The sequence below is a fragment of the Caballeronia sp. genome (genome assembly GCF_028292365.1).
In the GTDB taxonomy this organism is placed as follows: domain Bacteria; phylum Pseudomonadota; class Gammaproteobacteria; order Burkholderiales; family Burkholderiaceae; genus Caballeronia.
The window spans coordinates 1-25,027 of the sequence record NZ_JAQGMM010000365.1; the positions used below are offsets into that span (position 1 = coordinate 1).

Below are 25,027 nucleotides of genomic sequence, written 5' to 3' on the forward strand. Positions count from 1 at the left end.
GTGTTGGCCAACAAGAACTCGCTTCATCGGCGTTTGCGTATCGTCGAACTTGTCCGCAAGCGTGGCGAAGTATCGGTCGACGAACTCGCTACGGCGTTCGATGTTTCCAGCGTCACGATCCGCTCGGACCTGAACTATCTGGAGCAGCAGCGCTACCTGATCCGGGCGTTTGGCAAGGCGCGCTATGTGGCGCAACGTCCCGGTGAAAACGTACTGGCGGCTGTCCCTTCGAGCGCGACGCGGCAGGCTGCGGACATGGCGATTGCGCGAATGGCCGCTGATTTCATCGATGACCATGCGTCGGTGTTCATGGGCGCGGGATTGATCACGCACAAGCTGCTGCCGCTGCTCGCCGACCGGGCAAACCTGGCGCTCACGCTTAATGACATTGCGATGGTGCCGACCGTTCAGCGTTTCATGCGCTGCGAATTGCGCCTGACCGGCGGTTCGCTGGATGACGATTCCACCGTGCTGCTTGGGCCGGACGCCGAGCGCTCGCTGTCTGCGCTGTCGCTGGATCTGGCGGTGCTGGAGGCGAGCGGCATCGATCGCGAGGGCAATTTGCTGTGCGCCGATCCGCGTCTCGCAGGCGTGTTCAAGGCTGCGTTAAAAAACGCCAAACGCTGCGTGGTCGTGGCTTACCAGCCTGCGCTGCAAGGCGAAGGCGAGGTCTTCTGCCACCTCAGCCGCCTGGGCGGACTGGTGCTCGATGACGCCATCGACCCGCCGACACTCGATCTGATTCTCAAAGCCGGACTGGATGTGCATCGGCGAGAAGAAGGGATTCTTGAATTTCGTAATCAGTAACCCTAAACAATAACTGGAGACAATCACATGTTTCGTCGTCGTTCAATTTTTGCCGTTCTCGTCGCCACGTTCGCCGCAACCGCAACTGCCGCTCACGCCGCCGATATAAAGATTGGCGCATCGCTGCTCACGCAACAACACCCGTTCTACGTCGAGCTTGCCAATGCGATGAAGGCGGAAGCCGCGAAGGATCACGCGCAAATCGATATCGCGATTGCGAATCAGGACCTGAGCAAGCAGATTGCCGACGTCCAGGATTTCGTGACGAAAAAGGTCGATGTGATCGTGATCTCGCCGGTCGATTCCAAAGGCGTGAAAGCTGCCGTGCTGACGGCGCAGCGCGCGGGGATTCCCGTGATCACCGTCGATATCAGCGCGCAAGGCGTTGAAGTCGCGTCGCACATTGCTACCGATAACTACGCAGGCGGCCTGCAAGCCGGCACGCTGATGTGCAAGGTGCTGGGCGGCAAGGGCAAGGTCGGCGTGATCGACTATCCGACGGTTCAATCGGTGATCGACCGCGTAACGGGCTTCAAGAAGGCGCTGGAAGCATGTCCCGATGTGAAGATCGTCGCGATACAACCGGGCATTACGCGCGCCGATGCGTTGAGCGCTGCGCAGAACATGCTGCAGGCGAATCCCGATCTCGCGGGCATCTTCGGTTTCGGCGACGATGCTGCAATGGCCGCGGCGGTCGCCGGCAAATCGGCGGGGAATCACGTGAAGGTGATCGGCTTCGACGGCATGCCGGAAGCACGCGCAGCGGTGGACAAGAACCCGAACTTCGTTGGCGTGATCCGCCAGTATCCGGACAAGATGGGCGCGCTCGCCGTGGACACCGCCGTGAAGGTCGCAGAAAAGCAATCCGTGCCGAAGCTGCAACCGGTGACGCCGGGTCAGTACTTGAATGCGTCGGTGAAATGAACACGGTTTTAAAACCTCGCCCGACCGTGCCGCTGCTCGAGTTGCGCGGCATCGCGAAATCGTTCGGTCCGGTCGAGGCGATTAAAGACGTCTCGCTCTCGATCCTGCCGGGCCGCGTGCATACGCTGCTCGGCGAGAACGGTGCGGGCAAGTCCACGCTGATGAAGATTCTCGCGGGCGTTCATGCGCCCACGCGTGGCGAGATATTCCTGAATGGATCGCTGGCCACGTTCGCGAATCCCGGCGAGTCGCAGAAGGCGGGCATCGCGATCATTTATCAGGAGCTCAGTCTCGCGAAGAACCTGAGCGTGGCCGAGAACATGTTCGCGGGGCACGAGCCGCGGCGTTTTGGTGTCGTCGATTTCAAGCGTTTGTATGCGCAAGCGCAGACGTTGCTGGATGACCTGGGTATCGATATTGACGCCACCGCGCCGGTTTCGCGACTGTCCATGGCGCAGCGCCAGCTCGTGGAAATTGCCAAGGCGCTGAGCCGCGATGCATCGCTGGTGATCATGGACGAACCTACGTCTTCGCTCAGCGACCGCGAAGCCGAGATCCTTTTTCATATCGTCACGAAGCTGACGGCGAAGGGCGCGGCGGTCGTGTATATCTCGCACCGGATGGACGAGATCATGCGTATCTCCGACGACATCTCGGTCATGCGCGACGGCCGTTACATCGCGACCTTGCAGAAGGACCAGACGACCATCGGTGCATTGATCGCGATGATGGTCGGCCGCGAAATGAACGATGTGTATCCGCGCCGTGAGACGCCTTATACCTGTCCTTCGTTGCCGTTGCTGAAGGTGAATAACCTCACGCTCGCCGGTCAATTCGAAGACATCAGTTTCCAGATTCACGCGGGCGAGATCCTCGGCTTCTTTGGACTGATCGGCGCGGGGCGCTCGGAGGTGATGAAGGCGTTGTTCGGCATCGGCCGGCCAAGCGGCGAGATCACCATGAGCGGCAAGCGCCTGAAATTGCGTAATCCCGCGCACGCCATTCGCGAGGGCATTGCGTTCGTCACGGAAGACCGCAAGCACGAAGGCCTGGTGCTGATGCATTCGATTGCCAACAACGTGACAATGGCGAGTTTCGAAGAACACGGTTCGCGTTTTGGCATCCTGAATCGCCGCTTCGAACGCGAAGAAACCGCGAACGCGATCACGCGCATGAATATCCGTGCATCGGGGCCGTTTCAGGCGGTTGGAAACCTGAGCGGCGGCAATCAGCAGAAAGTGGTGTTCTCGAAATGGCTGGCGTTGAAACCCAAGGTCCTGATCCTCGATGAACCCACGCGCGGCGTCGACGTTGGCGCAAAGTTCGAAATCTATCGAGTGATCCGCGAGTTGGCTGCGAGCGGGACCGCGATCATTCTTGTCTCGTCGGAATTGCCGGAAGCGCTCGCCATGAGCGATCGCCTCGTCGTGATGCGCGAGAAGCGCATCGTCCATGAATTTGATGCGCACGCTGGATTGCCCATCACGCAAGAAGAAGTGATGTCGTACGCAACGGGAGCCACAACAGCATGAACCCCACACAACTCAGTGGCGCCGCATCCACGCGGCGCTCGCACGCAAGCGGTGCGCTACAACGCGCGCTCAGGCACTACGGCGGGATCGTCGTCGGGCTGATCGTCCTGTGCGGATTTTTCTGGGCGTTATCGCCCAACTTCATGTCGGTGAACAACCTCGTGAACGTGGTGATGCAGGTTTCCATCATCGCCATACTTGGATTCGGCATGACGTACGTGCTTCTGCTGGGCGATATCGACCTGTCGGTTGGTGCAACCATGGCGCTGGTCGGCACCGTCTGCGCATTTGCGCTGGAGCATGGTGCGTCCCCCTTCATGGCCGTGCTCGCCGCCATGGGCACCGGGCTTGTTTTAGGGGCCGTGAACGGCTCATTGACCGCCTTGCTCACAATCCCGTCGTTTATTGTCACGGTCGCCACCATGGGCGTTTTTCGGGGTTTGGCCTACCTGACGTCGAATGGCGTGCCCATTTCTATCGACGACGACCGCTTCGCTTTCCTCGGCAACGGCCTTGTGCTGGGCATTCCGCTGCCGATCTGGATTCTCGCGGTGCTGCTGCTGTTGAATCACTTCGTGCTCTCGCGTACCGTATTCGGACGCAAGGCGTATCTGGCGGGAGGAAATCGCGAGGCGGCTCTGTATTCGGGTATCGATGTAAACAGGCTGCGAATCATGATTTTCATGATCTCGGGTTTGCTCGCAAGTATTGGCGGCGTGCTGATGACGTCGCGGCTTTATTCGGCGCAGCCGAATGCGGGAATTGGCTATGAACTCGATGCCATCGCCGCCGCCGTGCTCGGCGGAACGAGTCTCTCGGGCGGTTACGGAACGATCACCGGGACGCTGATCGGCGCGCTGATTATCGGCGTTATCAACAACGGGATGAACCTGCTCAGCGTTCCGTATTTCTATCAACTCATCGTGAAAGGCATCGTGATTCTGGTCGCGGTGTGTATCGATGTTCAAACAAAGAAACGTCATGCCTAATTCAAACGGTGTTCCCTCCAGGAAGCCCGGCACCATCGTCGCGATGGGCGAGATTCTTGTCGAAATCATGGCCACTAAAATTGGCCAGAGCTTTCGTGAGCCAGGCACGCTCATTGGCCCGTTCGCCAGCGGCGCGCCAGCCATTTTCATCGATCAGGTTGCGAAGCTCGGCAGTCCGTGCGCGATGATCGGCTGCGTCGGCGATGACGATTTCGGCGTGCTCAACGTCGAACGATTGCGCGGAGATGGCGTGGATGTGTCCGGTATCGCAGTGCTGAAAGACGCGACCACGGGCAGCGCGTTCGTCACCTACCGCGAAGACGGCGATCGCGATTTCATCTACAACATTACGAATAGCGCGTCGGCGCAGTTGTCGGTCGCGAATCTGCGGGACGACCTGCTTGCAAAGTGCGGCAACTTCCATGTGATGGGGTCGTCGCTGTTCTCGTTCAGGATCATCGAAGCGATGAAGCAGGCGATTGAAACGGTGAAGACGAACGGCGGCACGGTGAGTTTCGATCCGAACATCCGCAAGGAAATGCTGCGGATTCCCGAGATGCGCGACGCGCTCGATTTCATTCTCGACTACACCGATGTCTTCCTGCCGAGCGGTCACGAAGTGACCCTGTTGGCGAGCGCGACATCGGAGCGTGGCGCGATTGATGAACTGCTGAAGCGCGGTGTGAAAGAAGTGATCGTGAAGCGCGGCGCTGAGGGTTGCAGTTACTTCGATGCCAACGGCGAGACGCATCGTCCCGCGTTCAAAGCGCAGGAACTCGATCCGACCGGCGCGGGCGATTGCTTCGGCGCCACGTATATCAGCTGCCGCGCGCAGGGCATGGATGTGGACGCGGCGTTGAAATATGCGTGTGCAAGCGGCGCGCGGGCGGTCGGCGTGAAGGGCCCAATGGAAGGAACCGCGACGTTCGCCGAACTGGACGCATTCTTGAAGACAGCCACGGAGTGATGTCATGAATTCGATCGTCTCGCGTTTGAGCAATGCACATCCGGCGTCGGCGTGGCTTGCCGGCATCTATTCGATTTGTTCCGCGCATCCGTGGGTGCTGGAGGCGGCCATGCGGCAGGCGCTGGAAGACGAGACGCCGTTGTTGATCGAATCGACATCGAATCAGGTCGATCAGTACGGCGGTTATACGGGCATGAAGCCCGCTGATTTTGTGGACTTCGTGCGTTCAATTGCTGAACGGGTCGGCTTTCCGCATGAGCACCTGATTCTTGGCGGCGATCACCTTGGCCCAAACGCGTGGCGCCATCTTCCCGCTGAAGAGGCGATGCAACGCGCTGATGCGTTGATCGATGCGTATGCGTCCGCGGGATTCACGAAAATTCACCTCGATACCAGCATGTCGTGCGGCGACGATCCTGAGCGTTTATCAGATGCGGTCGTGGCGGCAAGGGCAGCGCGCTTGTGCGCGGTAGCGGAGGCCGCGGTGAAACGCGCGGGTCTGGGCGTGAGTCCTGTGTACGTGATCGGCACCGAAGTACCTGTGCCGGGCGGCGCGGCGGAAGAGCTGGATATCGTGGAGCCGACATCGCGTGAAGCGGCGATTGAAACGGCTTTGGTCCACAGACAAGCGTGGCAAGAACACGGCGTGGAAGATACATGGCCGCGCGTGATCGCGCTTGTCGTGCAACCCGGCGTGGAGTTCGATCACACGAAGGTGATCGATTATGTGCCGGCGCGCGCGGAGTCGTTAAAGAGCGCACTCGATGATCTGCCGGGCATGGTATTCGAAGCGCATTCCACGGATTACCAAACGTCTGAAGCGCTGACTGCTTTAGTCCGCGACGGTTTCCGCATTCTCAAGGTCGGTCCGGGCGTGACGTTCGCATTGCGCGAGGCGTTGTACGCTTTGGCGGATATCGAAACGCAGTTGGTTTCAGAGAGCAAGCGATCGAATCTACGCGCTGTGGTCGAGCGCGTGATGCTGAGCAAACCGGGTTACTGGGAAAAGTATTATCACGGCGATGCCGAACAGCAACGCGTGTTACGCACCTACAGTTATAGCGACCGCGTGCGTTATTACTGGGCGGATCCGGAGATCGGTGCGGCGGCGCAAACGCTGCTCGATAACCTGAGCGCTCTGAAGATTCCGGAGAACTTGCTCAGCCAGTTCTTGCCGGACCAGTATTGGGCGGTGCGGCGTGGTCAGTTGAAAAACGAGCCGCACGCGCTGGTGCAAGATCGCGTGCGGCAGGTTATTCGAACGTACGCGGCGGCGTGCCGCGCATAAGGCTTTTAGCTGCCCTAAGGCTCAGTGCTTGCCCGTGCTGCCGAAACCACCGTCGCCGCGCTCGCTCTGGGCGAAGTCATCGACAATATTAAACGTCGCCTGCACCACCGGCACAATCACCATTTGCGCGAGGCGTTCGAGCGGGTTCAGCGTGAACGCAGTCGCGCCGCGATTCCACGTCGAGATCATCAGCTGACCTTGATAATCCGAGTCGATCAACCCGACCAGATTCCCCAGCACCACGCCATGCTTATGGCCCAAGCCTGAACGCGGAAGAATCACCGCCGCGTAACCCGGATCTTCGATATGAATCGCCAGGCCCGTGGGCACCAGCACCGTCTGGCCGGGTTCGAGCGTAATGGCTTCGTCCAGGCACGCACGCAGGTCGAGTCCGGCACTGCCGGGCGTGGCGTAGGCGGGCAGATAGTCGCGCATGCGCGCATCGAGGATCTTGATGTCGAGTTTCATGAGGTCTGTTTGTTGAGTTCGAATGCTTCAGCCAGCAGTTCATACGAGCGCATGCGCGCCGGATAACTTCCTGCAACGGTCAGCACGATCAGTTCGTCGGCGTCGAAGCGTTGCTGGAGTTCATGCAATTGTTCGGTCACGCGTTCCGGCGTGCCAATGATGCTGCGATTCTTTTCGCGCGCGATGACGCTCAGTTCACGTTCACCGAATGCCTGATTTGCTCCTTGTGCGATCGATGGAATCGGCATGTTCAGCCCATACGCCATCTGCACGCGACGTAAGTCGACCGCGCGTTCCAGCGCGGCGGCTTCCGTTTCGGTATCGGCGCAAATCACGAACACGGCCGCAGCGAGGTAGGGCGTTGATCCATTCCGCGATACAAACCGCTCGCGATACGCCTCCGCCACCCGATGCCCATACTGCGCGTTGATGAAATGCGCGAACGCGAAACGAATGCCGAGCTGCGCCGCGAGCAGGCCGCCGAAGTCGCTGGAACCGAGCATCCATAACTCGGGGCGTGTGGCAATTTCCGGCTGCAGCAACACGCCATGCGCGAGGTGATCCTCGGGCAGCGTACCGTCGAACAGGCCGACGAGTTCGCCCACTTGTTGCGGGAAAATATCGCCGCGATTGTAGTCGCCTGCCGCCACCGCTTGCGCGGTGCGCATGTCACCGCCGGGTGCACGCCCGACGCCCAGGTCCACGCGATTCGGGAACAGTGCTTCGAGCATCAGGAACTGTTCGGCGACCTTGAACGAGCTGTAGTACGGCAGCATGACGCCGCCCGAGCCAATCCGGATTCGCTGTGTGATGCTGCCAATACGCGCAAGCATGACCTCAGGGCATGGATTCGATACCCCGTACAAACCGTGATGCTCGGCGCACCAGTAACGCGTATAACCGAGGTCATCGGCAAGACGCGCGAGATCGAGCGTGGCCGCGATTGCGTCGGCAGTGCTATGACCGTGAATGACCGGCGTTTGATCGAGTACGGAGAGTTTCGTCGTCATGGTTTGATCGATGCCCTAAAAGCGATGCCCTAAGACAGCAGCGAACCGCCACGTGGCGCCCGCTTCGCAATCTCGCTGATCAGCAACTTCGCGAGCAGTTTTTTATCGGCGCGTGGCAGGCGCGTGATTCCCGATGCTTCGAACAGGATGACTTCGTTGTCGTCGAGGCCGAACGTCAGCGGTCCAAGATTGCCGATCAGCAGCGGCACATTCTTGCGTGCGCGCTTCTCCTCGCCATGCACCTCGAGGTCCCCGCTTTCCGCCGCGAAACCAACGCAATACGGCGGGTTCGGCAAACGCGCGACGGTCGCGAGAATGTCTGGATTTTCGACGAACGTGAAGCTGGGCATTGGCTGATTGGCGGTCTTCTTGATCTTGTGCTCACTCAGGTTGTCCACGCGCCAATCCGCGACTGCTGCCACCGCGATAAAGATGTCCGCGTCCGGTGTGGCGTGCAACACCGCGTCGTGCATTTGCTGCGCGGTCTGCACATCTTCGCGATAAACACCCCAAGGCGTTTCCAGCGCAACCGGGCCGGCCACGAGATGCACGTCGGCGCCGGCCTGAGCGGCCGCGCGTGCGAGCGCGAAGCCCATCTTGCCGGACGAGCGGTTGGTGATGCCGCGCACGGGATCGAGCGGCTCGAAGGTCGGACCGGCCGTAATCAACACGCGATGCCCCTGCAGGATCTTCGGCTGGAAGAACGCGCAGATGGCTTCGAATGTTGCGGAGGGTTCCAGCATCCGGCCATCGCCCACTTCGCCGCACGCTTGCGCGCCGGAATCGGGCCCAAGCACTTGCACGCCATCGGCTCGCAATTGCGCGACGTTGCGTTGCGTTGCCGGGTTCTGCCACATCTGCCGGTTCATCGCGGGTACGACGAGCAGCGGACAATCGCGCGCCACGCACAGCGTTGAGAGCAGGTCGTCGCAATTGCCATGCGCGAGCTTGGCGATGAAGTCGGTGGAGGCGGGCGCGATCACGATTGCATCGGCTTCACGCGATAAATCGATATGCGCCATGTTGTTCGCAATCCGCGCGTCCCATTGCGACGTGTACACGGGGCGCCCGGACAGCGCCTGCATGGTGACGGGCGTGATGAATTGCGTGGCGGCCTCTGTCATGACGATCTGCACGGTCGCGCCGGCTTTCACCAGCAGACGCGTGAGTTCGGCGATCTTGTAGCACGCGATACCGCCTGACAGCCCAAGTACGAGATGCTTTCCTGCGAGTTCTGCGTTGTCCAAACCTGGCCTCCGTACTGATGACAAGACCCGCTACTTCGCTCCGCGCACGCGCCGCAACTCATCGAAAACGAGCAGCACTGCGCCGATGGTAATTGCGCTGTCGGCGAGATTAAACGCCGGCCAGTGCCACGTATTAACGTGAAAATCCAGAAAGTCGATCACATGGCCATACGCGATCCGGTCGATCACGTTGCCGATCGCGCCACCCATGATCAGCGCCAGCGCCGTGCAGAACAACCGTTGCGTGCCGTGCCGTTTCAGCAAGTAGCAGATCACGATAGCCGCGACCACACCAAGCGCCGTGAAACCCCAACGCTGCCAACCGCCGGCGCTGGCGAGAAAGCTGAACGCCGCGCCGCGGTTGTAGATCAGGAACAGGTTGAAGAACGGCGTGAGCGCGTGCGGTTCGCCATACGTGAACACACGGGCGACCGCGATCTTCGACAACTGGTCGAAGAGAATCACAATCAGCGCCACGCCCAGCCACGGCGCGAGTGAACCACTACTGCTTTGTTTCGACATCGTTCTTGCCATTATGCTGCGCTCCGCGTTTCGCCGTTGCCGAAGAGATTGGTGATGCAGCGGCCGCACAATCCAGGATGTTCCGCCGATGCGCCCACGTCGTCGCAATAGTGCCAGCAGCGTTCGCATTTCAGGTATGTGGATGCAATCACGTCGACGCCTTCGTCCGCTTCGCTCGCTACCTTCACCACCCGTGCCGCCGATGTGATCAGCACGAAGCTGAGGTCATCGCCAAGACTGGTCAACGCGTTGAACCGCGCGCCGCTCGCCCGTACATCCACTTCAGCCTGCAGCGACGAACCGATCAGATTCGCCGTGCGTGCTTCTTCCAGCGCCTTCGTGACGTCGCTGCGCGCTGAGCGGATCAGCGTCCACTTGTCGAGCAATTCGCCGGCCTCGGGCACTTGCGGATAAGCGTGATACACCTCCGTGAAGATGGTATCGCGACCGGGTTGCAGCACCTTGTAGGCCTCTTCCGCCGTGAACGACAGGTACGGCGCGACCAGCCGCAGCAAACCATGCGCGATGTGATGCAGCACTGTTTGCGCCGCGCGGCGTTCGCGCGAGTCGGGCTTCATGGTGTAGAGCCGATCCTTCAGCACGTCCAGATAGAACCCGCCGAGATCTTCCGAGCAGAACGTAGCAAGCTTCGACACCACCGGGTGGAACTCGAATTTCTCGTAGTGCGCGAGCACATCGTCTTGCAGGTTCTGCGCTAGGGCGACGGCGTATTTGTCGATTTCGAGCCAGTCTTCCACCGGACGCGCGTGCTGCTCGAAGTCGAAATCGGAGAGATTGGACAAGAGGAAACGCAACGTATTGCGAATCCGCCTATATGTTTCCGTCACGCGCTTCAGGATCTCTTCGGAGATCGCGAGTTCGCCTGAATAATCCGTCGATGCAATCCACAGGCGGATGATTTCCGCGCCCAGCCGGTTCGACACTTCGTGCGGGTCGATGCCATTACCCAGCGACTTTGACATCTTGCGGCCTTCGCCATCAACCGTGAAGCCGTGCGTGAGCAGCGCGTTGTACGGCGGGCGGCCATCGAGCATGGAGGCAGTGAGCAGCGACGAATGGAACCATCCGCGATGCTGGTCCGAGCCTTCCAGATACAAGTCCGCCGGGAATTGCAGCGAATCCTTGTGCGAGCCGCGCAGCACGTGCCAGTGCGTCGTACCGGAATCGAACCACACGTCGAGCGTGTCGCGATTCTTCTCGTACATGTTGGCTTCGTTGCCGAGCAGTTCCGCTGGATCGAGCGTTTGCCACGCTTCAATGCCACTCACTTCCACGCGCTTCGCTACTTCTTCCAGCAATTCCAGCGTGCGCGGATGCAGTTCGCCGGTTTCCTTGTGGACGAAGAATGCCATCGGCACGCCCCATTGGCGTTGCCGCGAGAGCGTCCAGTCCGGCCGGGTCGCGATCATGCTGTATAGACGCTGCTTGCCCCATGCAGGGAAGAACGCGGTGTTCTCAATCCCTTCCAGCGCGGTTTCACGCAGCGTGCGCGACGTATCGTTCGGCTTCACGTCCATGCCGGCGAACCACTGCGACGTCGCGCGATAGATGATCGGCGTCTTGTGGCGCCAGCAGTGCATGTAGCTGTGCTTGTACTTCTCGGTTTTCAGCAGCGAATGTGCGCCGCGCAAGGCCGCCACGATCTGGTCGTTGGCTTCCCAGATCGACAGTCCGCCAAACAAAGGCAGCGACTCGATATACCGCCCATCGCCCATGACCGGGTTGATGATGTCCGAATCTGTCATGCCATGCGCCTTGCACGACACGAAGTCTTCCACACCATACGCCGGCGATGAATGCACGATCCCCGTGCCGCTTTCGGTCGTCACGTACTCGCCCAGATACACGGGCGCCGTGCGTTTATAGCCGGGGTGAGCCGCGCTCAACGGATGATGAAAACGCAGGCCGCTCAACTTCTCGCCCGTCGTGGTCGCGATGATCGAACCCGTGAGTTCGTATTGCTTCAGGCATTCTTCCACGCGATCAGCGGCCAGGATCAGCAGACCCTTTTCCGTATCGACGAGGCTATAGACAATCTCCGGATGCACGTTGAGCGCCTGATTCGCGGGGATGGTCCATGGGGTCGTCGTCCAGATCACGATGCCGCCTTCCTGCTTCGGTAACGCGGCAAGCCCGAACGCCTGCGCGGTCTTTTCCGGCTCGGCAAAAGTGAACAGCACGTCGATGGTCGGATCAACCTTGTCCTGATACTCGACTTCGGCTTCAGCCAGCGCCGAACCACAATCGAAACACCAGTTCACCGGCTTCAGCCCGCGATACACATAACCCTTCTCGAGGATCTTCCCCAGCGCGCGGATTTCGCCCGCTTCGTTGGTGAAATTCATCGTCTTGTACGGATTGTCCCAGTCGCCGAGTACACCAAGGCGACGGAAGCCGAGCTTCTGCTTCTCGATCTGCGCGCTCGCGTAGGTGCGCGCTTTTTCCATCACTTCGCGTGCCGGCAGCGACTTGCCGAACTGCTTTTCGATCTGGATTTCGATTGGCATGCCGTGGCAATCCCAACCGGGGACATAGACCGCGTCGAAGCCCGCCAGGTTGCGCGCCTTCACGATCATGTCCTTCAGGATTTTGTTCACCGCGTGGCCGAGGTGGATGTCACCGTTCGCATACGGCGGGCCGTCGTGCAGGATGAACTTCTTGCGGCCCTTGCTGGCGGCGCGGATCTTCTCGTAGATCTTGTTGTCCTGCCATTCCTGCACCCATTGCGGCTCGCGCTTGGGCAAGTCGCCTCGCATGGGGAACGGCGTATCCAGCAGGTTGACCGGATATTTCGACTGGGGCTTGGCTTCTTTCTTGTTGCTCATGGATAACTCGATATCTATTCGATGAAGCGGCGGTGAGGCGGCGGTTCCAAGCGGGCAAGCTCGGGAACGGGCTCGAAGGTGCGTGTTTAGCGAGGCAGCGGGCAGCGCGTCGGGAGTTTTATCGGAAACCTTATCGGAATCTTTGGGCACCCGGCGCCACGCGCTTACCTAATTCGGTCGGTGGCCGAGGTGGCGAAACCGCTGTCGCGGCCACTTGAGTTCACGTCTGCAGCGAAATACGCGCGAGCGTTGGTCACGTCGCGCGCTATGGCTGCCGTCAGGGTTTCGAGGTCCACGTATTTCTCCTCGTCGCGCAGCTTTTTCAGGAATTCGATACGCACAAGCTTGCCGTACGCGTCGCCATGCCAGTCGAGCACGAAGGTTTCAAGCATCACGCGGCCGGAATCGTCCACGGTCGGACGCAGTCCGAGGCTCGCCACGGCCGGCAGCGGGTCGGGTCCAAGCCCATGCACAAGCACGACGAAGATGCCTGCGAGCGCCGGCCGCTTATGGGCGATCGGCATGTTGAGCGTGGGAAAGCCGAGATCGCGGCCGAGTTTTTGTCCGTGGACCACGTGGCCGCTAATGACGTAGGGGCGGCCGAGTGCGAGGCGGGCGGCGTCGAGATCGCCTGCGACCAGCGACGACCGCACGCCCGAACTCGAAATGCGCGCGCCGTTCAGGTCCGCGACCGTTGCCATTTGTTCGACTTCGAAGCCATGTTTGCGTCCGGCTAGTTGCAGCGATTCGAAATCGCCGGCGCGTTTCGCGCCGTAGCGGAAGTCATCGCCAATCATCACCCAGCGCGCATGCAACCCGTTCACGATCACGTTTTCGACGAACGTGTCCGGCGGCTGGCTGGCGAAGGTGTGATTGAAGTGTTCGACCACCACACGATCCACGCCGTTCGTACGCAGCGCTTCCAGCTTGTCGCGCAGCATGGCAATGCGCGGCGGCGCGCCGGCGGGATTGAAGAATTCGCGGGGATGCGGCTCGAAGGTCATCACGCAGACCGGCAGGCCGCGGGCGTCCGCGGCGGCGCGCACGTGGGCGAGCAGCGCCTGATGGCCACGGTGGACACCGTCAAAATTGCCGATGGTCAGCGCACAGGGCGCGCGGCTTTCGGCATTGGGTAGGCCGCGAAAGACTCTCACGATATCGGTTGGGTCGGCGGTTGGCGGTTAATTGGGCTCAAAACAAGCTAAATACAAGTCATGCGGGGCTGACGCAGCGCGAGGCTGGCAAAGCCGCAAAGCGTTCGATTATAAACGCTCGCAGCACAGGACGGAGGCCGGGCGCACTACGGGGCCGGCGGATTCGCCGGGTTTTGACAGCATCGAATGATAAAATCCGCGGATGAAAAAAATCGTCATCCTGATTTCCGGGCGGGGAACCAATATGGAAACCGTCGTGCGGGCTTGCGCGCGCGAAGGCTGGCAGGCGCAGGTGGCCGCTGTCATATCGAATCGCCCAGACGCCGCCGGGCTTGCGTTCGCAGCGGCGAACGGGATTCCAGCAACTGTTGTAGATCACCGTGATTTCACAACGCGCGAAGCCTTCGATCAGGCGCTTGCACGCAGTATCGACGGCTTCGAGCCGGACCTCGTCATGCTTGCAGGCTTCATGCGCGTATTGACCGACGCTTTCGTCGAGCGCTACGCGGGCCGCATGATCAATGTTCACCCGTCGCTGTTGCCGTGCTTTCCGGGCCTCAAAACCCACCAGCAAGCACTGGATGCCGGCGTACGCGTGCACGGCGCGAGCGTCCATTTTGTCACGCCGACGCTGGATCATGGGCCTATCGTCGCGCAAGCTGCGGTGCCGGTCATGGCCGGCGACGACGCCGCAGCGCTCGCTTCGCGGGTGCTGGCGGTCGAACACATTATTTACCCACGCGCGGTGCGCTGGTTCGTCGAAGGGCGTCTTGCCATCGACGGCGAGCGTGTCGTGCTCACGCCACCAGAGCCGCAATGGCTCTTTGCCGACATTGCCGGGGAGGGCGTATGAGGCTTCATGGATTTTTGATAGGACAAACAGAGACGTTGCTGGCCGACGTTTTGCGCTTCAGCGGCCCGGCCGATGCGGCCACCAGCCGCTTTTTCCGCGCGCATCCGAAGCTCGGCCACAACGAGCGCGGTGTGATCGCCGAAGCGGTGTTCGCCGTCCTGCGCCGCAAGATGGAGTTTTCGCATCTTGCCGAAAGCGGCAGCGGCAACTTGGCGCGGCGTCTCGCCTTGCTGGGCCTGATGCAGACGGCCGGTTTGTCGGCGGTAAAGCCCTTTATTTCCGCCGATGAATACCAGTGGCTCAACCAGGTCTCGAAGATCGATCCGGGCAGCTTGCCGGTGCGGGTGCGGACCAATTTGCCGCAATGGATCTACGACGCCATGACGAAGCGCTTCGATACCGAAGAGCTGGCGTTGCTCGCCGCGTCGCTGAATTACCCGGCGCCGCTCGATCTGCGCGCAAACCCGATCAAGGCCACGCGCGAGCTGGTGATCAAGACTCTGACGGAAGCGGGTATCGATGCAGGCGAAATGCCGTTTGCACCGTTTGGCGTGCGGGTGGACGGCAAGCCGGCGTTGACGCGCCTGCAGCCGTTCCAGGATGGCTGGATCGAGGTGCAGGACGAAGGCAGCCAGCTTTTGTGCTCGCTGGTCGCGCCCCGGCGCGGCGAGATGATCGTCGATTTCTGCGCGGGCGCGGGCGGCAAGACGCTGGCGCTCGGTGCAATGATGCGCTCCACGGGCCGTCTCTACGCCTTCGACGTGTCCGACCGCCGGCTCGCCAAACTCAAGCCACGCCTGGCTCGTAGCGGTTTGTCGAATGTGAATCCGGTGCTGATCGACAGCGAACACGACGCCAAGATCAAGCGCCTGGCCGGTAAGATTGACCGCGTTCTCGTCGATGCCCCGTGTTCCGGACTCGGCACCCTGCGGCGTAATCCGGACCTGAAATGGCGCCAGTCGCCGGAATCGGTGGCCGAACTGACGCCGAAGCAGTTGTCGATCCTGACCAGCGCGGCCCGGCTGGTGAAAGTGGGCGGCCGTCTCGTCTACGCAACATGCAGCATGCTGGAAGCGGAAAACGAGGGAGTGGTCAATCAGTTCCTCGCCACGCATCCGGGCTTCAAGCTGGTCCCGGCGCGCGAGGTGCTGGCTGAACAGCGCATCGACCTCGACACGGGTGACTATCTGCAACTTTGGCCGCACAAGCACGGCACGGACGGTTTCTTCGCCGCCGTACTTGAACGGTTGCCGGTTGCTGCCAAGGAAGCCGTTGTCGAGGAATCGGCAGAGGACGCCGCTGAGGAATAAGTAGAGTTTGCTCGCTTTGGTCGGTGGAAATGCGTGCAATCCCCGGCCAAAGCTTTCAAAAGCGCGAAATTCGTGTTTACCGCACTAAACAGCGACGCGATTTAGCGGTCAAATTTCCTGTTGACCCTGCGCGAAATCAAAATTTTCCCTAATCGACACAAAGACTTGGAACGCATGGCGTAAAATGCCGTCGAACCACGTGCATGTTTCTTTCATGTACCCAACAGCCGTCGATCCTGTTTTCGTTCGGCTAATTTTTTCCGCCTTTTAGGTAAATTGCCTTGCTGAATTCATCGCTTGAATTTCTCGCCAACGGACTGCTCGACCTCTCGTGGTGGCAGATCCTGGTGTTCACTCTCGTGATGACGCACATCACGATCATCGGCGTGACCGTCTATTTGCATCGCTGCCAGGCGCACCGCGCGCTGGAGCTGCATCCGGTTGTCAGCCACTTTTTCCGCTTCTGGCTCTGGATGACCACGGGCATGCTGACCGGCCAATGGGCCGCGATTCACCGTAAGCATCACGCCAAGTGCGAGACCGAAGAAGATCCGCACAGCCCGCAAACGCGCGGCATCTGGAAAGTCCTGCTCGAAGGCGCCGAACTCTATCGTTCGGAAGCCAAGAACGAGGAAACCATGCGCAAGTTCAGTCACGGCACGCCGAACGACTGGATGGAACGCAACGTGTACACGCGCTATCCCATTCTCGGCATCAGCATCATGATGGTGATCGACGTTGCGCTGTTCGGCTTTGTCGGGCTGTCGGTGTGGGCCGTGCAGATGATCTGGATTCCCTTCTGGGCAGCCGGTGTGGTGAACGGGCTTGCGCACTGGTGGGGTTACCGGAACTTCAATTCCGCTGACGCCAGCACGAACATCTTCCCGCTCGGCATCCTGATCGGCGGCGAAGAACTGCACAACAATCACCACACGTACGCCACGTCGGCGAAGCTGTCGAACAAGTGGTACGAATTCGATATTGGCTGGATGTACATCCGCATCATGTCGGCGTTCAAGCTGGCCAAGGTCAAGAAGATTGCGCCCACGCCGCGACTGTCGGCGTCAAAGCCGGTGCTCGATCACGACACGTTGCAAGCCGTGCTGTCGAACCGCTACGAAGTGATGGCGCGTTACGGCAAGGCGCTCAAGCGGGCGTATCGTCAGGAATTGTCGAAGCTGAAAGAAGGCGGTTCCGCGGACAAGTACCAACTGATGCGCGGCGCCCGCAAATGGGCGCACAAGGAAGAGGCGGGTCTGGATGAGCCGCAACGCCAGCAGTTGCCGGCGCTTTTCTCCGACAACCACAAGCTGCGCACGTATATTGAATTGCGCCAGGATCTGGCTGCCATGTGGGATCGCTCCAACGCGTCGCGCGAACAACTGCTCGCGCAACTGCAGGACTGGTGTCATCGGGCGGAGCAAAGCGGGATCAAGGCGCTGCAGGACTTTGCGTCACGCCTGCGTCGCTACGCCTGACGGCTTCACACCACCGACCTTCGTCATCGATATCCGTTAAAATTTGATGACGTCACAAGACCCCGCTCTGGCGGGGTTTTTTCGTTTTGGGACGCAGTGTGCGTGACGTATTCACGGCGCATTCACGTGACATGGAGACGAGGAAGCGATGGAGCAGGCGATTAAAAGCGTCGAGTACGATCGGCCGCAGGGACTGACGTGCGGCATTGGCCAGGCGTGGGCGAAAGTGCCGGACGCCCCCTCGCGTGAGGAAAAGCGGGAGTTGAAGGAGCGAATTCGAGCGTTGCTCGTGCGCGAGAAGGCGGTGTTGGTCGCGCATTACTACGTCGACGCCGAGTTGCAGGAACTGGCCGATGAAACCGGCGGTTGCGTGGCGGATTCGCTGGAAATGGCGCGTTTCGGGCGTGATCATGCGGCGCAAACGCTGATCGTGGCCGGCGTGCGTTTCATGGGCGAGACCGCGAAAATCCTCAGCCCGGAAAAACGCGTGCTGATGCCTGACCTGGACGCGACCTGTTCCCTCGACCTGGGTTGTCCCGCCGACGAGTTTTCCGGTTTCTGCGACGCCCATCCCGACCGCACCGTCGTTGTGTACGCCAACACCAGTGCTGCTGTGAAAGCGCGGGCGGACTGGATGGTGACATCGTCGATCGGGTTGGAGATCGTTGCGGATCTGCACGCACGCGGCGAAAAGATTCTCTGGGCGCCCGACCGGCATCTGGGCGGCTACATCCAGAAGAAAACCGGTGCCGACATGTTGCTGTGGCAAGGCTCGTGTCTTGTCCACGATGAATTCAAAGGCATCGAACTCGATCTGCTGCGCGCCGAGTATCCCGATGCAAAAATCCTCGTTCATCCGGAATCGCCGGAAGCGGTCGTCGCGCTCGCCGACGTGGTCGGCTCTACAACGCAGTTGATCGACGCGGCGGTGAGGCTTGAGGCGAAGCGGTTTATCGTCGCGACGGATCTCGGGATCCTGCACAAGATGCGGCTTGCAGCGCCAGGTAAGGAGTTTATTGAAGCGCCAACGGCCGGGAACAGCGCGACCTGCAAGAGTTGCGCGCATTGCCCGTGGATGGCGATGAACGGCCTGGGGAATCTGGCGGCGGTGCTGGAACGCGGCGATAACGAGATTTTCGTTGATTCCCGGATCGCGGCGCGCGCACGCTTGCCAATCGACCGCATGCTCGATTTCGCCGCCCGTCACAAGAAGCGCGTGCAGGCGAGCGGTGATCTGGCGAAGGATGTTTCGTTGTTTTCAAACGTAGGAGCGGCGTAATGGTAGAGAAGGTGGAGACGGTTTCGTTGGTGGCAAGTCAGTTGATTTCTCCCTTGTTCGAAGAAATCCGGGCGTTGTACGGCGTTGCGTTCGATCAGGCGCTTCAGCGCAACGTCGCCGACGCGCTCGCGGAAGACGTCGGCGACGGAGACCGGACCGGGCTGCTCGTGCCCGCCACCGTGCGGCGCACGGCCCGCATTACGGTTCGCGAAGAGGCAGTGTTGTGCGGCGTTCCATGGTTCGAGGCGGTGATGCACCGGGTGGATGAATCGATTCGCGTGGAATGGCTGTATCGCGAAGGGGCGAGGATGATCGCCAATACGCCCGTGGTTGTGCTGCACGGTCCGGCGCGCGCGCTGCTGACTGCCGAGCGCAATGGGCTGAACTTCCTGCAGATGTTGTCGGGAGTGGCGACAGCGACGCGCCGTTATGTGGATGCAATCGAAGGGACGCGGGCGCGGATTCTCGATACCCGCAAGACCTTGCCGGGTTTGCGGCTCGCGCAGAAGTACGCGGTGCGAGTGGGCGGCGGGGCGAACCAGCGACTGGCACTTTACGACGGCATCTTGATCAAGGAAAACCATATTGCCGCGGCGGGCGGCGTGGGCGCGGCGATGGACGCAGCGCTCGCATTGAATGCTGACGTGCCGATCCAGATTGAAGTGGAAACCCTTGAACAGCTTGAAACGGCGCTGGCGCATCGGGCGGAATCGATCCTGCTCGATAATTTTGCCTTCGATGCCATGCGCGATGCTGTGCGGCTAACCGGTGGCCGGGCGGTGCTGGAAGTGTCAGGCGGCGTGAACTTCGATACCGTGAGGACGATTGCCGAGACCGGCGTGGACCGGATATCCATCGGCGCGCTGACGAAGGATGTGCGGGCCACCGATTATTCGATGCGGCTTGACTGAGTGAAAGGCAGGATTGGCGTTGAAGGCGGCACTGCTTTCTCCGCTTACGGTTTGCTTGAGCCGGTCAATATTATTAAAAGAGAATAGCCGGCTCAAGCGTATCCCTGACCCCGACCGTGTGACCCCAAAACACTAATGCCGTGTCTCGTACAGTGAGTGCCGTGTCTAGACAACTTTAAGAAAACTCTTAAATAATTTAACGTGTGCTCGTCAAATTCCCCGCATTGACCCCAGTAACACCTCTGTAATCCATATCCATCAAGCATCTAAGTATTTTCCCTAAGTTCCCTCGCTTAGGCTAAAAAAACGTTGCCAGTCCTTTTTGTTCACTCCATGCTTGTATATACAAGTCGGCGGTCGCCACTTGGTCCAACAACCTTCGTGGAAAGAGTGGCTCAACAATGACAGGCAAAATGAAATTGCTCGCCCGGCTGGCTGCATCGGTCGCCGTTGGTGTAATCGCTCTCGGCGCGGCCAGCGCCCAGGCAAAAGAATGGAAATCCGTCACGATCGCCACCGAAGGCGCGTACGAACCGTGGAACCTGACGCTTCCCGGCGGCAAGCTCGGCGGCTTCGAGCCGGAGCTGATCGAGAACGTCTGCGCCCGCATCAAGATCCAGTGCAACCTGGTCACGCAAGACTGGGACGGCATGATCGCCGGCCTGCAAGCGGGCAAGTTCGATGTGCTTATGGACGCCATTTCAGTCACGCCGGAACGCGAGAAGATCATCGCTTTCTCGACACCGTATGCCTCGACGCCCGCCGCTTTCGTGTCCGCTGACGCGAGCTCGTCCGCGCTCGCAAAACAACCCGGCGCAGGCCAGACCGTCAAGCTGACGGGCGACGCTGCCCACGACAAAGCCACCGTCGATGCACTGCGCGTCGCGCTGAAGGGCAAGACCATTGGCATCCAGTCGGGCACTGTCTACACCAAGTTCATCGACACGAACTTCAAGGACGTCGCGACCATTCGCGAATACAAGACCGCGCCGGAGCATGACCTGGATCTGGTGGCAGGCCGCATCGACGTCGCGTTCGACGACAGCACCTACTGGGCCTCGGCATTCACCAAGCCGGAAAACAAGGGTCTCGCGTTCACGGGTCCGAAGATCGCCGGAACGGTTTGGGGTCCGGGCGAAGCACTGGCATTCCGTCAGTCCGACAAGGACCTGAAGGCGAAATTCGACCAGGGCATCCAGGCGGCACTCGCCGACGGCACGGTCAAGCGCCTCTCGCTGAAGTGGCTGAAGGTCGACGCCACGCCTTGATGCGTCGCTGATTTACTGAGCCCTGTCGAGCGCTCGTCAATAAGAGCGCTCGACGATGTATCACCGTAGGAGATAAATGATGAGTCTGGTTCAACTACTCGGTTTCGGTGAGCAAGGGTGGGGCCCCACCTTGCTGCTCGCGCTGCTCATGACCGTGGTGCTGACGATCGCCGCGCTTGGCGTTGGCGCAGTGTTCGGTGCAATGGTCGCCGCCGCGAAGCTGTCGCGCAGCCGCACGCTAAGAATTATCGGCGATGCCTACACCACGCTCTTTCGCGGCATCCCCGAACTGCTGATCATCTATCTCTTCTACTTCGGCGGGTCGTCGGTGATGACCGCCGTCGGCCACTTTTTCGGCGCCGACGGGTTCATCGGCGTGCCGCCTTTCGTGGTCGGCGCGCTCGCCATTGGCCTGATTTCCGGATCGTATCAAGCCGAGGTGTATCGCTCGGCGGTGCTCGCGGTCTCGCGTGGCGAGATCGAGGCGGCACGGGCTATCGGCATGTCGACGGCAACGTTATGGCGCCGCGTGCTGATCCCGCAAGTCATACGGTTTGCGTTGCCGGGTATCGGCAATGTCTGGCAATTGAGTCTCAAGGATTCAGCGTTGATCGCCGTGACAGGACTCGCCGAGCTGATGCGCACGAGCCAGGTTGCCGCCGGATCGACGCATCAATACTTCACGTTTTATATGGTCGGCGGGGCGCTGTACCTAATCCTCACGAGCCTGTCGAACCGCGTTTTTGATCGCGCCGAAGCACGTATCGGCCGTTCGTTCCGCGGCACGCTCGCGCGGCGCTGAGCCACTAAGACGAACTCCCAAGCGAATCCGACCATGAACATCGATTTCGAATTTCTCGGCGATACGTTGTCGAAACTGTTAGCTGCTGTCCCCACCACGCTCGGGCTGTTCTTCGCCTCGCTGATCGTGGGCGGCATGCTTTCTCTTGTGATTGTCGCGATGCGGGTGAGCCCGAACTGGGCGCTCAACCGTTTTGCGCGTGGCTACATCCTGGTGTTCCGCGGCTCGCCGCTGCTGATCCAGATGTTCCTTGTTTATTACGGCCTGGGCCAGTTCCCGGCCGTGCGCGAGAGCTTCCTCTGGCCACTCTTGCGCGTGCCGTACGTATGCGCGATCGTCTCACTCGCGTTGTGCACGGCCGGATATACCGCCGAGATCATTCGCGGCGGTCTGCAGTCGGTACCGCACGGCCAGATAGAAGCGGCGCTGGCGGTTGGCATGTCTCGCTGGACCGTATTGCGCCGGATCATCGCGCCAATCACGCTGCGTTATGCATTGCCGGCGTACTCGACCGAAGCCGTGCTGCTCGTCAAGTCGACGGCGCTGGCGAGTCTTGTCACGGTCTGGGACGTGACGGGCGTCGCGCAGCAGATCATCCAGCGGACCTACCGGACGATGGAGGTCTTCATCTGCGCGGCTGCTATCTACCTCGTGTTGAATTTCATCATCGTGCGGGCGCTGGGCATGCTTGAAAAGAAGCTCTCGCCGCACCTGCGCGATCGCAACGATACCGCGCCGAAGAAGCGTTCATCCTCAGCCACGCTTAAAGCTGCGACGGTCCCCGACAGCCAGCACATCGATTCCTGAATCCAAGGGAGAAAACCTCATGAACACCAGCACCTCCATTGCGCTGTCCGCGACCAACATCCACAAGTCCTTCGGCGACGCGCACGTGCTCAAGGGCATTTCCCTCGACGCGCACGAAGGCGATGTGATCTCCATCCTCGGCGCGAGCGGATCGGGCAAAAGCACCTTCCTGCGTTGTATCAACATGCTGGAAACACCTGACGACGGCGAAGTGAAACTGGCGGGCGAAGCGATCGAAATGAAGCGTGGCCGCGATGGCCGCCTGCAGCCGGGCAATCGCAAGCAAGTCGACCGCATTCGCTCGCAGCTAGGCATGGTGTTCCAGAGTTTCAATCTCTGGTCGCACATGACGGTGATGCAGAACGTGATTGAAGGGCCGTTGCGGGTGCAGAAGCGCACACGTGCGGAATGCCTTGAAGAGGCCGAGCAGTTGCTGACGAAGGTCGGTCTTTACGAGAAGCGCGATGCGTACCCCGCGCATCTGTCGGGCGGTCAGCAGCAGCGCGTAGCCATTGCGCGGGCGTTGGCCATGCACCCCAAGGTCATGCTCTTCGATGAACCCACGTCCGCGCTCGATCCGGAACTGGTCGGCGAAGTATTGCGCGTGATGCGTGCACTCGCCGAGGAAGGCCGGACCATGCTGGTCGTCACGCATGAAATGGGTTTCGCGCGGCACGTATCGAATCGCGTGATGTTCCTGCATCAGGGGCAAGCCGATGCCGAAGGCGCGCCCGACGACCTGTTCAACGGCCGCTGCTCGGAACGGTTCCAGCAGTTTGTGTCGAGTCATCATTCCCGTACTGCTAACTAAATCAACGAGGTTGACGTGCTTGCCAGTTCAGTTTTACCGACGCCATCGATCGATTCAGTTAACCCCATCGTCATCGGCTTGGACTTGAGTGAGGGTTGCGGCAACGAGCGCTCGCGGGCTTCCGTGTGTATCGACAACCCGCTCGACTGGCGTGGCGTCGCGCAGATCGCTAGTGGCGCATCGCTGGTTTTGTCCCCAGGCGCACGTTCGCGGATCGACCATGCGCGTGCGCTGGTCGAGCAGATCGTCGAGCGCCGGATTCGTGCCTATGGCGTGAACACCGGCGTGGGCGCGCTGTGTGATGTGGTCGTGTCGCCGTCGGAACAGCGTGCTTTGTCGCGCAACATCCTGATGAGTCACGCGGTTGGCGTGGGTGAACCGCTGCGGCGCGAAGAGACGCGCGCGATCATCGCGGCTGCGGTGAACAACTTCGCCCACGGGCATTCCGGCGTGCGCCTTGAACTGGTGGAACTGCTCGTCACGTTGCTCGACAACGGGTTAATACCCGAAGTCCCGGCGTTCGGCTCGGTCGGGTATTTGAGCCATATGGCGCATATCGCGCTGGTGCTGATCGGCGAAGGGTTTGTTCGCGACGACACCGGCCGCATGAGCGCGGCCAGCGCGATGCAGCGGCTCGCGCGCGAACCGCTCGTGCTGGAGGCGAAAGAGGGCTTGAGCGTGGTCAACGGCACGCCTTGCGTGACGGGACTCGCCTCGCTGGCGCTGGCGCGCACCGAGCGGCTGCTCGAATGGGCCGACACCATTTCTGCAATGTCGTTCGAGAACCTGCGCGGTCAAGCGGCTGCCTTCGATGCCGATTCGCTTGCGCTGCGTATATCGCCGGGATTGTCGACGGTGGGCGCGCATCTGCGCGCGCTTCTTGCTGACAGCGGCATCATCGCGGCGTCGTTCGGACGCAAGACGCAGGACCCTTTGAGCTTGCGGACCATTCCCCACGTGCACGGCGCGGCGCGCGACGTGTTCGCGACGACGGCGGAAGTCGTGAATCGCGAACTGGCTTCCGTCACCGATAACCCCGTGGTCGCCGGCACGCTCGCGTCGCCGCGGGTGTTTTCGCAGGCGCATGCGGTGGGTGCGTCCATTGGCCTGGCAATGGATAGTTTGAGCACTGCAGTGGCTGAGGTCGCTGCAATGGCCGAGCGGCGCATCGACCGGCTGGTGAATCCGCTGGTCAGCGGCTTGCCCGCTTTTCTCGCCGATGGCGGCGGCACGTGTTCCGGTTTCATGATTGCGCAATACACGGCGGCTTCGCTGGTCGCTCACAACCGTCGCCTTGCGATGCCCGCGAGCCTGGATGGCGGCATCACCTCCGGCTTGCAGGAGGACCACCTGTGCCACGCGACGCCGGCTGCATTGAAGGCTTTGGAAATTATCGCCAATGCCGAGCGCATATTCGCTATCGAGTTGCTGGCGGCGACCCAGGCATACGACCTTCAGCCGGCCGACCTGTCGCGCGCGCCTAAAACCGACGCGATTTATCGGAGCGTCCGGGCGGTCATCTCCCAATACAAGGACGACCGGCCATTGGCAGGCGATATTGCCGCGGCGTGGGCGTTCGTCCACGAGGCGACCCCGAGTTTTAATTAACGGGTCTTGTATAGACAGATTCAGCAATCGCAGTTGACGTCGGTCCCACAGTTTTTTGCGGAGGATCGATGTCTGCCACCCGGTTTGTGCCAAGCTACGCGCCACGTTCAAGTAAACCCCTATTCGAATCGACTGCCCGCTGCTTG

The 25,027-nt window shown here is 60.6% G+C and carries 22 protein-coding genes; 16 read left to right on the forward strand and 6 right to left on the reverse strand.

Features of this window, described 5'->3' with window-relative positions:
- The 6 genes from JWR14_RS22370 to JWR14_RS22395 form a co-directional block, all read left to right on the forward strand.
- Positions 1-807 (forward strand): DeoR/GlpR family DNA-binding transcription regulator (locus JWR14_RS22370; RefSeq protein ID WP_299711678.1); only part of this gene is annotated, 807 nt, incomplete at its 5' end.
- Between the two features lie 27 nt (positions 808-834).
- Complete coding sequence (locus JWR14_RS22375; RefSeq protein WP_299711681.1) at positions 835-1,731, forward strand: substrate-binding domain-containing protein; 897 nt, start codon at positions 835-837, stop codon at positions 1,729-1,731.
- Complete coding sequence (locus JWR14_RS22380) at positions 1,728-3,263, forward strand: sugar ABC transporter ATP-binding protein (RefSeq protein ID WP_299711684.1); 1,536 nt, start codon at positions 1,728-1,730, stop codon at positions 3,261-3,263. Before JWR14_RS22375 ends, JWR14_RS22380 begins: the two co-directional genes overlap by 4 nt.
- Positions 3,260-4,252, forward strand: coding sequence for an ABC transporter permease (locus JWR14_RS22385; RefSeq protein WP_299711687.1), 993 nt, complete (start codon positions 3,260-3,262; stop codon positions 4,250-4,252). Before JWR14_RS22380 ends, JWR14_RS22385 begins: the two co-directional genes overlap by 4 nt.
- Positions 4,245-5,219 carry a sugar kinase gene (locus JWR14_RS22390; RefSeq protein ID WP_299711690.1) on the forward strand — a complete coding sequence of 325 codons (975 nt, stop codon included), beginning with the start codon at positions 4,245-4,247 and terminating at the stop codon, positions 5,217-5,219. The genes JWR14_RS22385 and JWR14_RS22390 overlap by 8 nt, the downstream gene beginning before the upstream one ends.
- A gap of 4 nt (positions 5,220-5,223) precedes the next feature.
- Positions 5,224-6,507 carry a D-tagatose-bisphosphate aldolase, class II, non-catalytic subunit gene (locus JWR14_RS22395; RefSeq protein WP_299711693.1) on the forward strand — a complete coding sequence of 428 codons (1,284 nt, stop codon included), beginning with the start codon at positions 5,224-5,226 and terminating at the stop codon, positions 6,505-6,507.
- A 21-nt stretch (positions 6,508-6,528) separates the two neighbouring features.
- On the opposite strand, the gene dut is transcribed toward JWR14_RS22395, so the two are convergent.
- From dut to JWR14_RS22425, 6 genes are all read right to left on the reverse strand, one after another.
- Positions 6,529-6,975 (reverse strand): dUTP diphosphatase, encoded by a 447-nt coding sequence (dut, locus tag JWR14_RS22400; RefSeq protein WP_299711696.1) that lies wholly within the window; start codon positions 6,973-6,975, stop codon positions 6,529-6,531.
- Positions 6,972-7,985, reverse strand: coding sequence for an LLM class flavin-dependent oxidoreductase (locus JWR14_RS22405; RefSeq protein WP_299711699.1), 1,014 nt, complete (start codon positions 7,983-7,985; stop codon positions 6,972-6,974). Before JWR14_RS22405 ends, dut begins: the two co-directional genes overlap by 4 nt.
- A gap of 29 nt (positions 7,986-8,014) precedes the next feature.
- Positions 8,015-9,232: a bifunctional phosphopantothenoylcysteine decarboxylase/phosphopantothenate--cysteine ligase CoaBC gene (gene coaBC, locus JWR14_RS22410; protein WP_299711702.1), complete on the reverse strand. Its 1,218-nt coding sequence runs from the start codon at positions 9,230-9,232 to the stop codon at positions 8,015-8,017.
- Between the two features lie 30 nt (positions 9,233-9,262).
- Positions 9,263-9,766: a signal peptidase II gene (gene lspA, locus JWR14_RS22415; protein ID WP_299711705.1), complete on the reverse strand. Its 504-nt coding sequence runs from the start codon at positions 9,764-9,766 to the stop codon at positions 9,263-9,265.
- Positions 9,766-12,600 carry an isoleucine--tRNA ligase gene (gene ileS, locus JWR14_RS22420; protein WP_299711708.1) on the reverse strand — a complete coding sequence of 945 codons (2,835 nt, stop codon included), beginning with the start codon at positions 12,598-12,600 and terminating at the stop codon, positions 9,766-9,768. The genes lspA and ileS overlap by 1 nt, the downstream gene beginning before the upstream one ends.
- Before the next feature lie 164 nt (positions 12,601-12,764).
- Complete coding sequence (locus tag JWR14_RS22425; protein WP_299711711.1) at positions 12,765-13,754, reverse strand: bifunctional riboflavin kinase/FAD synthetase; 990 nt, start codon at positions 13,752-13,754, stop codon at positions 12,765-12,767.
- 202 nt (positions 13,755-13,956) lie between these two features.
- On the opposite strand from JWR14_RS22425, the gene purN reads away from it, so the two are divergent.
- The 10 genes from purN (at position 13,957) to hutH (ending at position 24,881) form a co-directional block, all read left to right on the forward strand.
- Positions 13,957-14,607, forward strand: coding sequence for a phosphoribosylglycinamide formyltransferase (gene purN / locus JWR14_RS22430; protein WP_299711714.1), 651 nt, complete (start codon positions 13,957-13,959; stop codon positions 14,605-14,607).
- Positions 14,604-15,917 carry an RsmB/NOP family class I SAM-dependent RNA methyltransferase gene (locus JWR14_RS22435; RefSeq protein ID WP_299711717.1) on the forward strand — a complete coding sequence of 438 codons (1,314 nt, stop codon included), beginning with the start codon at positions 14,604-14,606 and terminating at the stop codon, positions 15,915-15,917. Before purN ends, JWR14_RS22435 begins: the two co-directional genes overlap by 4 nt.
- A gap of 281 nt (positions 15,918-16,198) precedes the next feature.
- Positions 16,199-17,395, forward strand: coding sequence for an acyl-CoA desaturase (locus JWR14_RS22440; protein WP_299711720.1), 1,197 nt, complete (start codon positions 16,199-16,201; stop codon positions 17,393-17,395).
- 148 nt (positions 17,396-17,543) lie between these two features.
- Positions 17,544-18,674, forward strand: a complete 1,131-nt coding sequence (nadA, locus tag JWR14_RS22445) for a quinolinate synthase NadA (protein WP_299711722.1) — start codon at positions 17,544-17,546, stop codon at positions 18,672-18,674.
- Positions 18,674-19,585 carry a carboxylating nicotinate-nucleotide diphosphorylase gene (nadC, locus tag JWR14_RS22450; RefSeq protein ID WP_299711725.1) on the forward strand — a complete coding sequence of 304 codons (912 nt, stop codon included), beginning with the start codon at positions 18,674-18,676 and terminating at the stop codon, positions 19,583-19,585. Before nadA ends, nadC begins: the two co-directional genes overlap by 1 nt.
- Positions 19,586-19,998: 413 nt before the next feature.
- A complete protein-coding gene (locus JWR14_RS22455; RefSeq protein ID WP_366144583.1) occupies positions 19,999-20,853 on the forward strand; it encodes a transporter substrate-binding domain-containing protein in 855 nt (284 codons plus the stop codon).
- 79 nt (positions 20,854-20,932) lie between these two features.
- On the forward strand, positions 20,933-21,655 hold the full coding sequence (locus JWR14_RS22460; RefSeq protein ID WP_299712200.1) for an ABC transporter permease subunit: 723 nt from the start codon (positions 20,933-20,935) through the stop codon (positions 21,653-21,655).
- A 33-nt stretch (positions 21,656-21,688) separates the two neighbouring features.
- The gene (locus JWR14_RS22465; RefSeq protein ID WP_299711731.1) at positions 21,689-22,462 is read left to right on the forward strand and encodes an ABC transporter permease; all 774 of its coding nucleotides are present in this window, start codon (positions 21,689-21,691) and stop codon (positions 22,460-22,462) included.
- A 19-nt stretch (positions 22,463-22,481) separates the two neighbouring features.
- Positions 22,482-23,273: an ATP-binding cassette domain-containing protein gene (locus JWR14_RS22470; RefSeq protein ID WP_299711734.1), complete on the forward strand. Its 792-nt coding sequence runs from the start codon at positions 22,482-22,484 to the stop codon at positions 23,271-23,273.
- Between the two features lie 123 nt (positions 23,274-23,396).
- Positions 23,397-24,881 (forward strand): histidine ammonia-lyase, encoded by a 1,485-nt coding sequence (gene hutH / locus JWR14_RS22475; RefSeq protein WP_299712203.1) that lies wholly within the window; start codon positions 23,397-23,399, stop codon positions 24,879-24,881.
- Positions 24,882-25,027 lie beyond the last annotated feature (146 nt).

Bases quoted from the DNA above. Each gene is read 5' to 3' on its own strand.
- dut (WP_299711696.1), bottom strand. From the start codon at position 6,975: ATGAAACTCGACATCAAGATCCTCGATGCGCGCATGCGCGACTATCTG.
- lspA (WP_299711705.1), bottom strand. From the start codon at position 9,766: ATGGCAAGAACGATGTCGAAACAAAGCAGTAGTGGTTCACTCGCGCCG.
- purN (WP_299711714.1), top strand. From the start codon at position 13,957: ATGAAAAAAATCGTCATCCTGATTTCCGGGCGGGGAACCAATATGGAA.
- JWR14_RS22390 (WP_299711690.1), top strand. From the start codon at position 4,245: ATGCCTAATTCAAACGGTGTTCCCTCCAGGAAGCCCGGCACCATCGTC.
- JWR14_RS22395 (WP_299711693.1), top strand. From the start codon at position 5,224: ATGAATTCGATCGTCTCGCGTTTGAGCAATGCACATCCGGCGTCGGCG.
- JWR14_RS22465 (WP_299711731.1), top strand. From the start codon at position 21,689: ATGAACATCGATTTCGAATTTCTCGGCGATACGTTGTCGAAACTGTTA.
- JWR14_RS22385 (WP_299711687.1), top strand. From the start codon at position 3,260: ATGAACCCCACACAACTCAGTGGCGCCGCATCCACGCGGCGCTCGCAC.
- JWR14_RS22405 (WP_299711699.1), bottom strand. From the start codon at position 7,985: ATGACGACGAAACTCTCCGTACTCGATCAAACGCCGGTCATTCACGGT.
- nadA (WP_299711722.1), top strand. From the start codon at position 17,544: ATGGAGCAGGCGATTAAAAGCGTCGAGTACGATCGGCCGCAGGGACTG.
- JWR14_RS22460 (WP_299712200.1), top strand. From the start codon at position 20,933: ATGAGTCTGGTTCAACTACTCGGTTTCGGTGAGCAAGGGTGGGGCCCC.
- JWR14_RS22375 (WP_299711681.1), top strand. From the start codon at position 835: ATGTTTCGTCGTCGTTCAATTTTTGCCGTTCTCGTCGCCACGTTCGCC.
- JWR14_RS22435 (WP_299711717.1), top strand. From the start codon at position 14,604: ATGAGGCTTCATGGATTTTTGATAGGACAAACAGAGACGTTGCTGGCC.
- JWR14_RS22470 (WP_299711734.1), top strand. From the start codon at position 22,482: ATGAACACCAGCACCTCCATTGCGCTGTCCGCGACCAACATCCACAAG.
- JWR14_RS22380 (WP_299711684.1), top strand. From the start codon at position 1,728: ATGAACACGGTTTTAAAACCTCGCCCGACCGTGCCGCTGCTCGAGTTG.
- ileS (WP_299711708.1), bottom strand. From the start codon at position 12,600: ATGAGCAACAAGAAAGAAGCCAAGCCCCAGTCGAAATATCCGGTCAAC.
- JWR14_RS22455 (WP_366144583.1), top strand. From the start codon at position 19,999: ATGAAATTGCTCGCCCGGCTGGCTGCATCGGTCGCCGTTGGTGTAATC.
- nadC (WP_299711725.1), top strand. From the start codon at position 18,674: ATGGTAGAGAAGGTGGAGACGGTTTCGTTGGTGGCAAGTCAGTTGATT.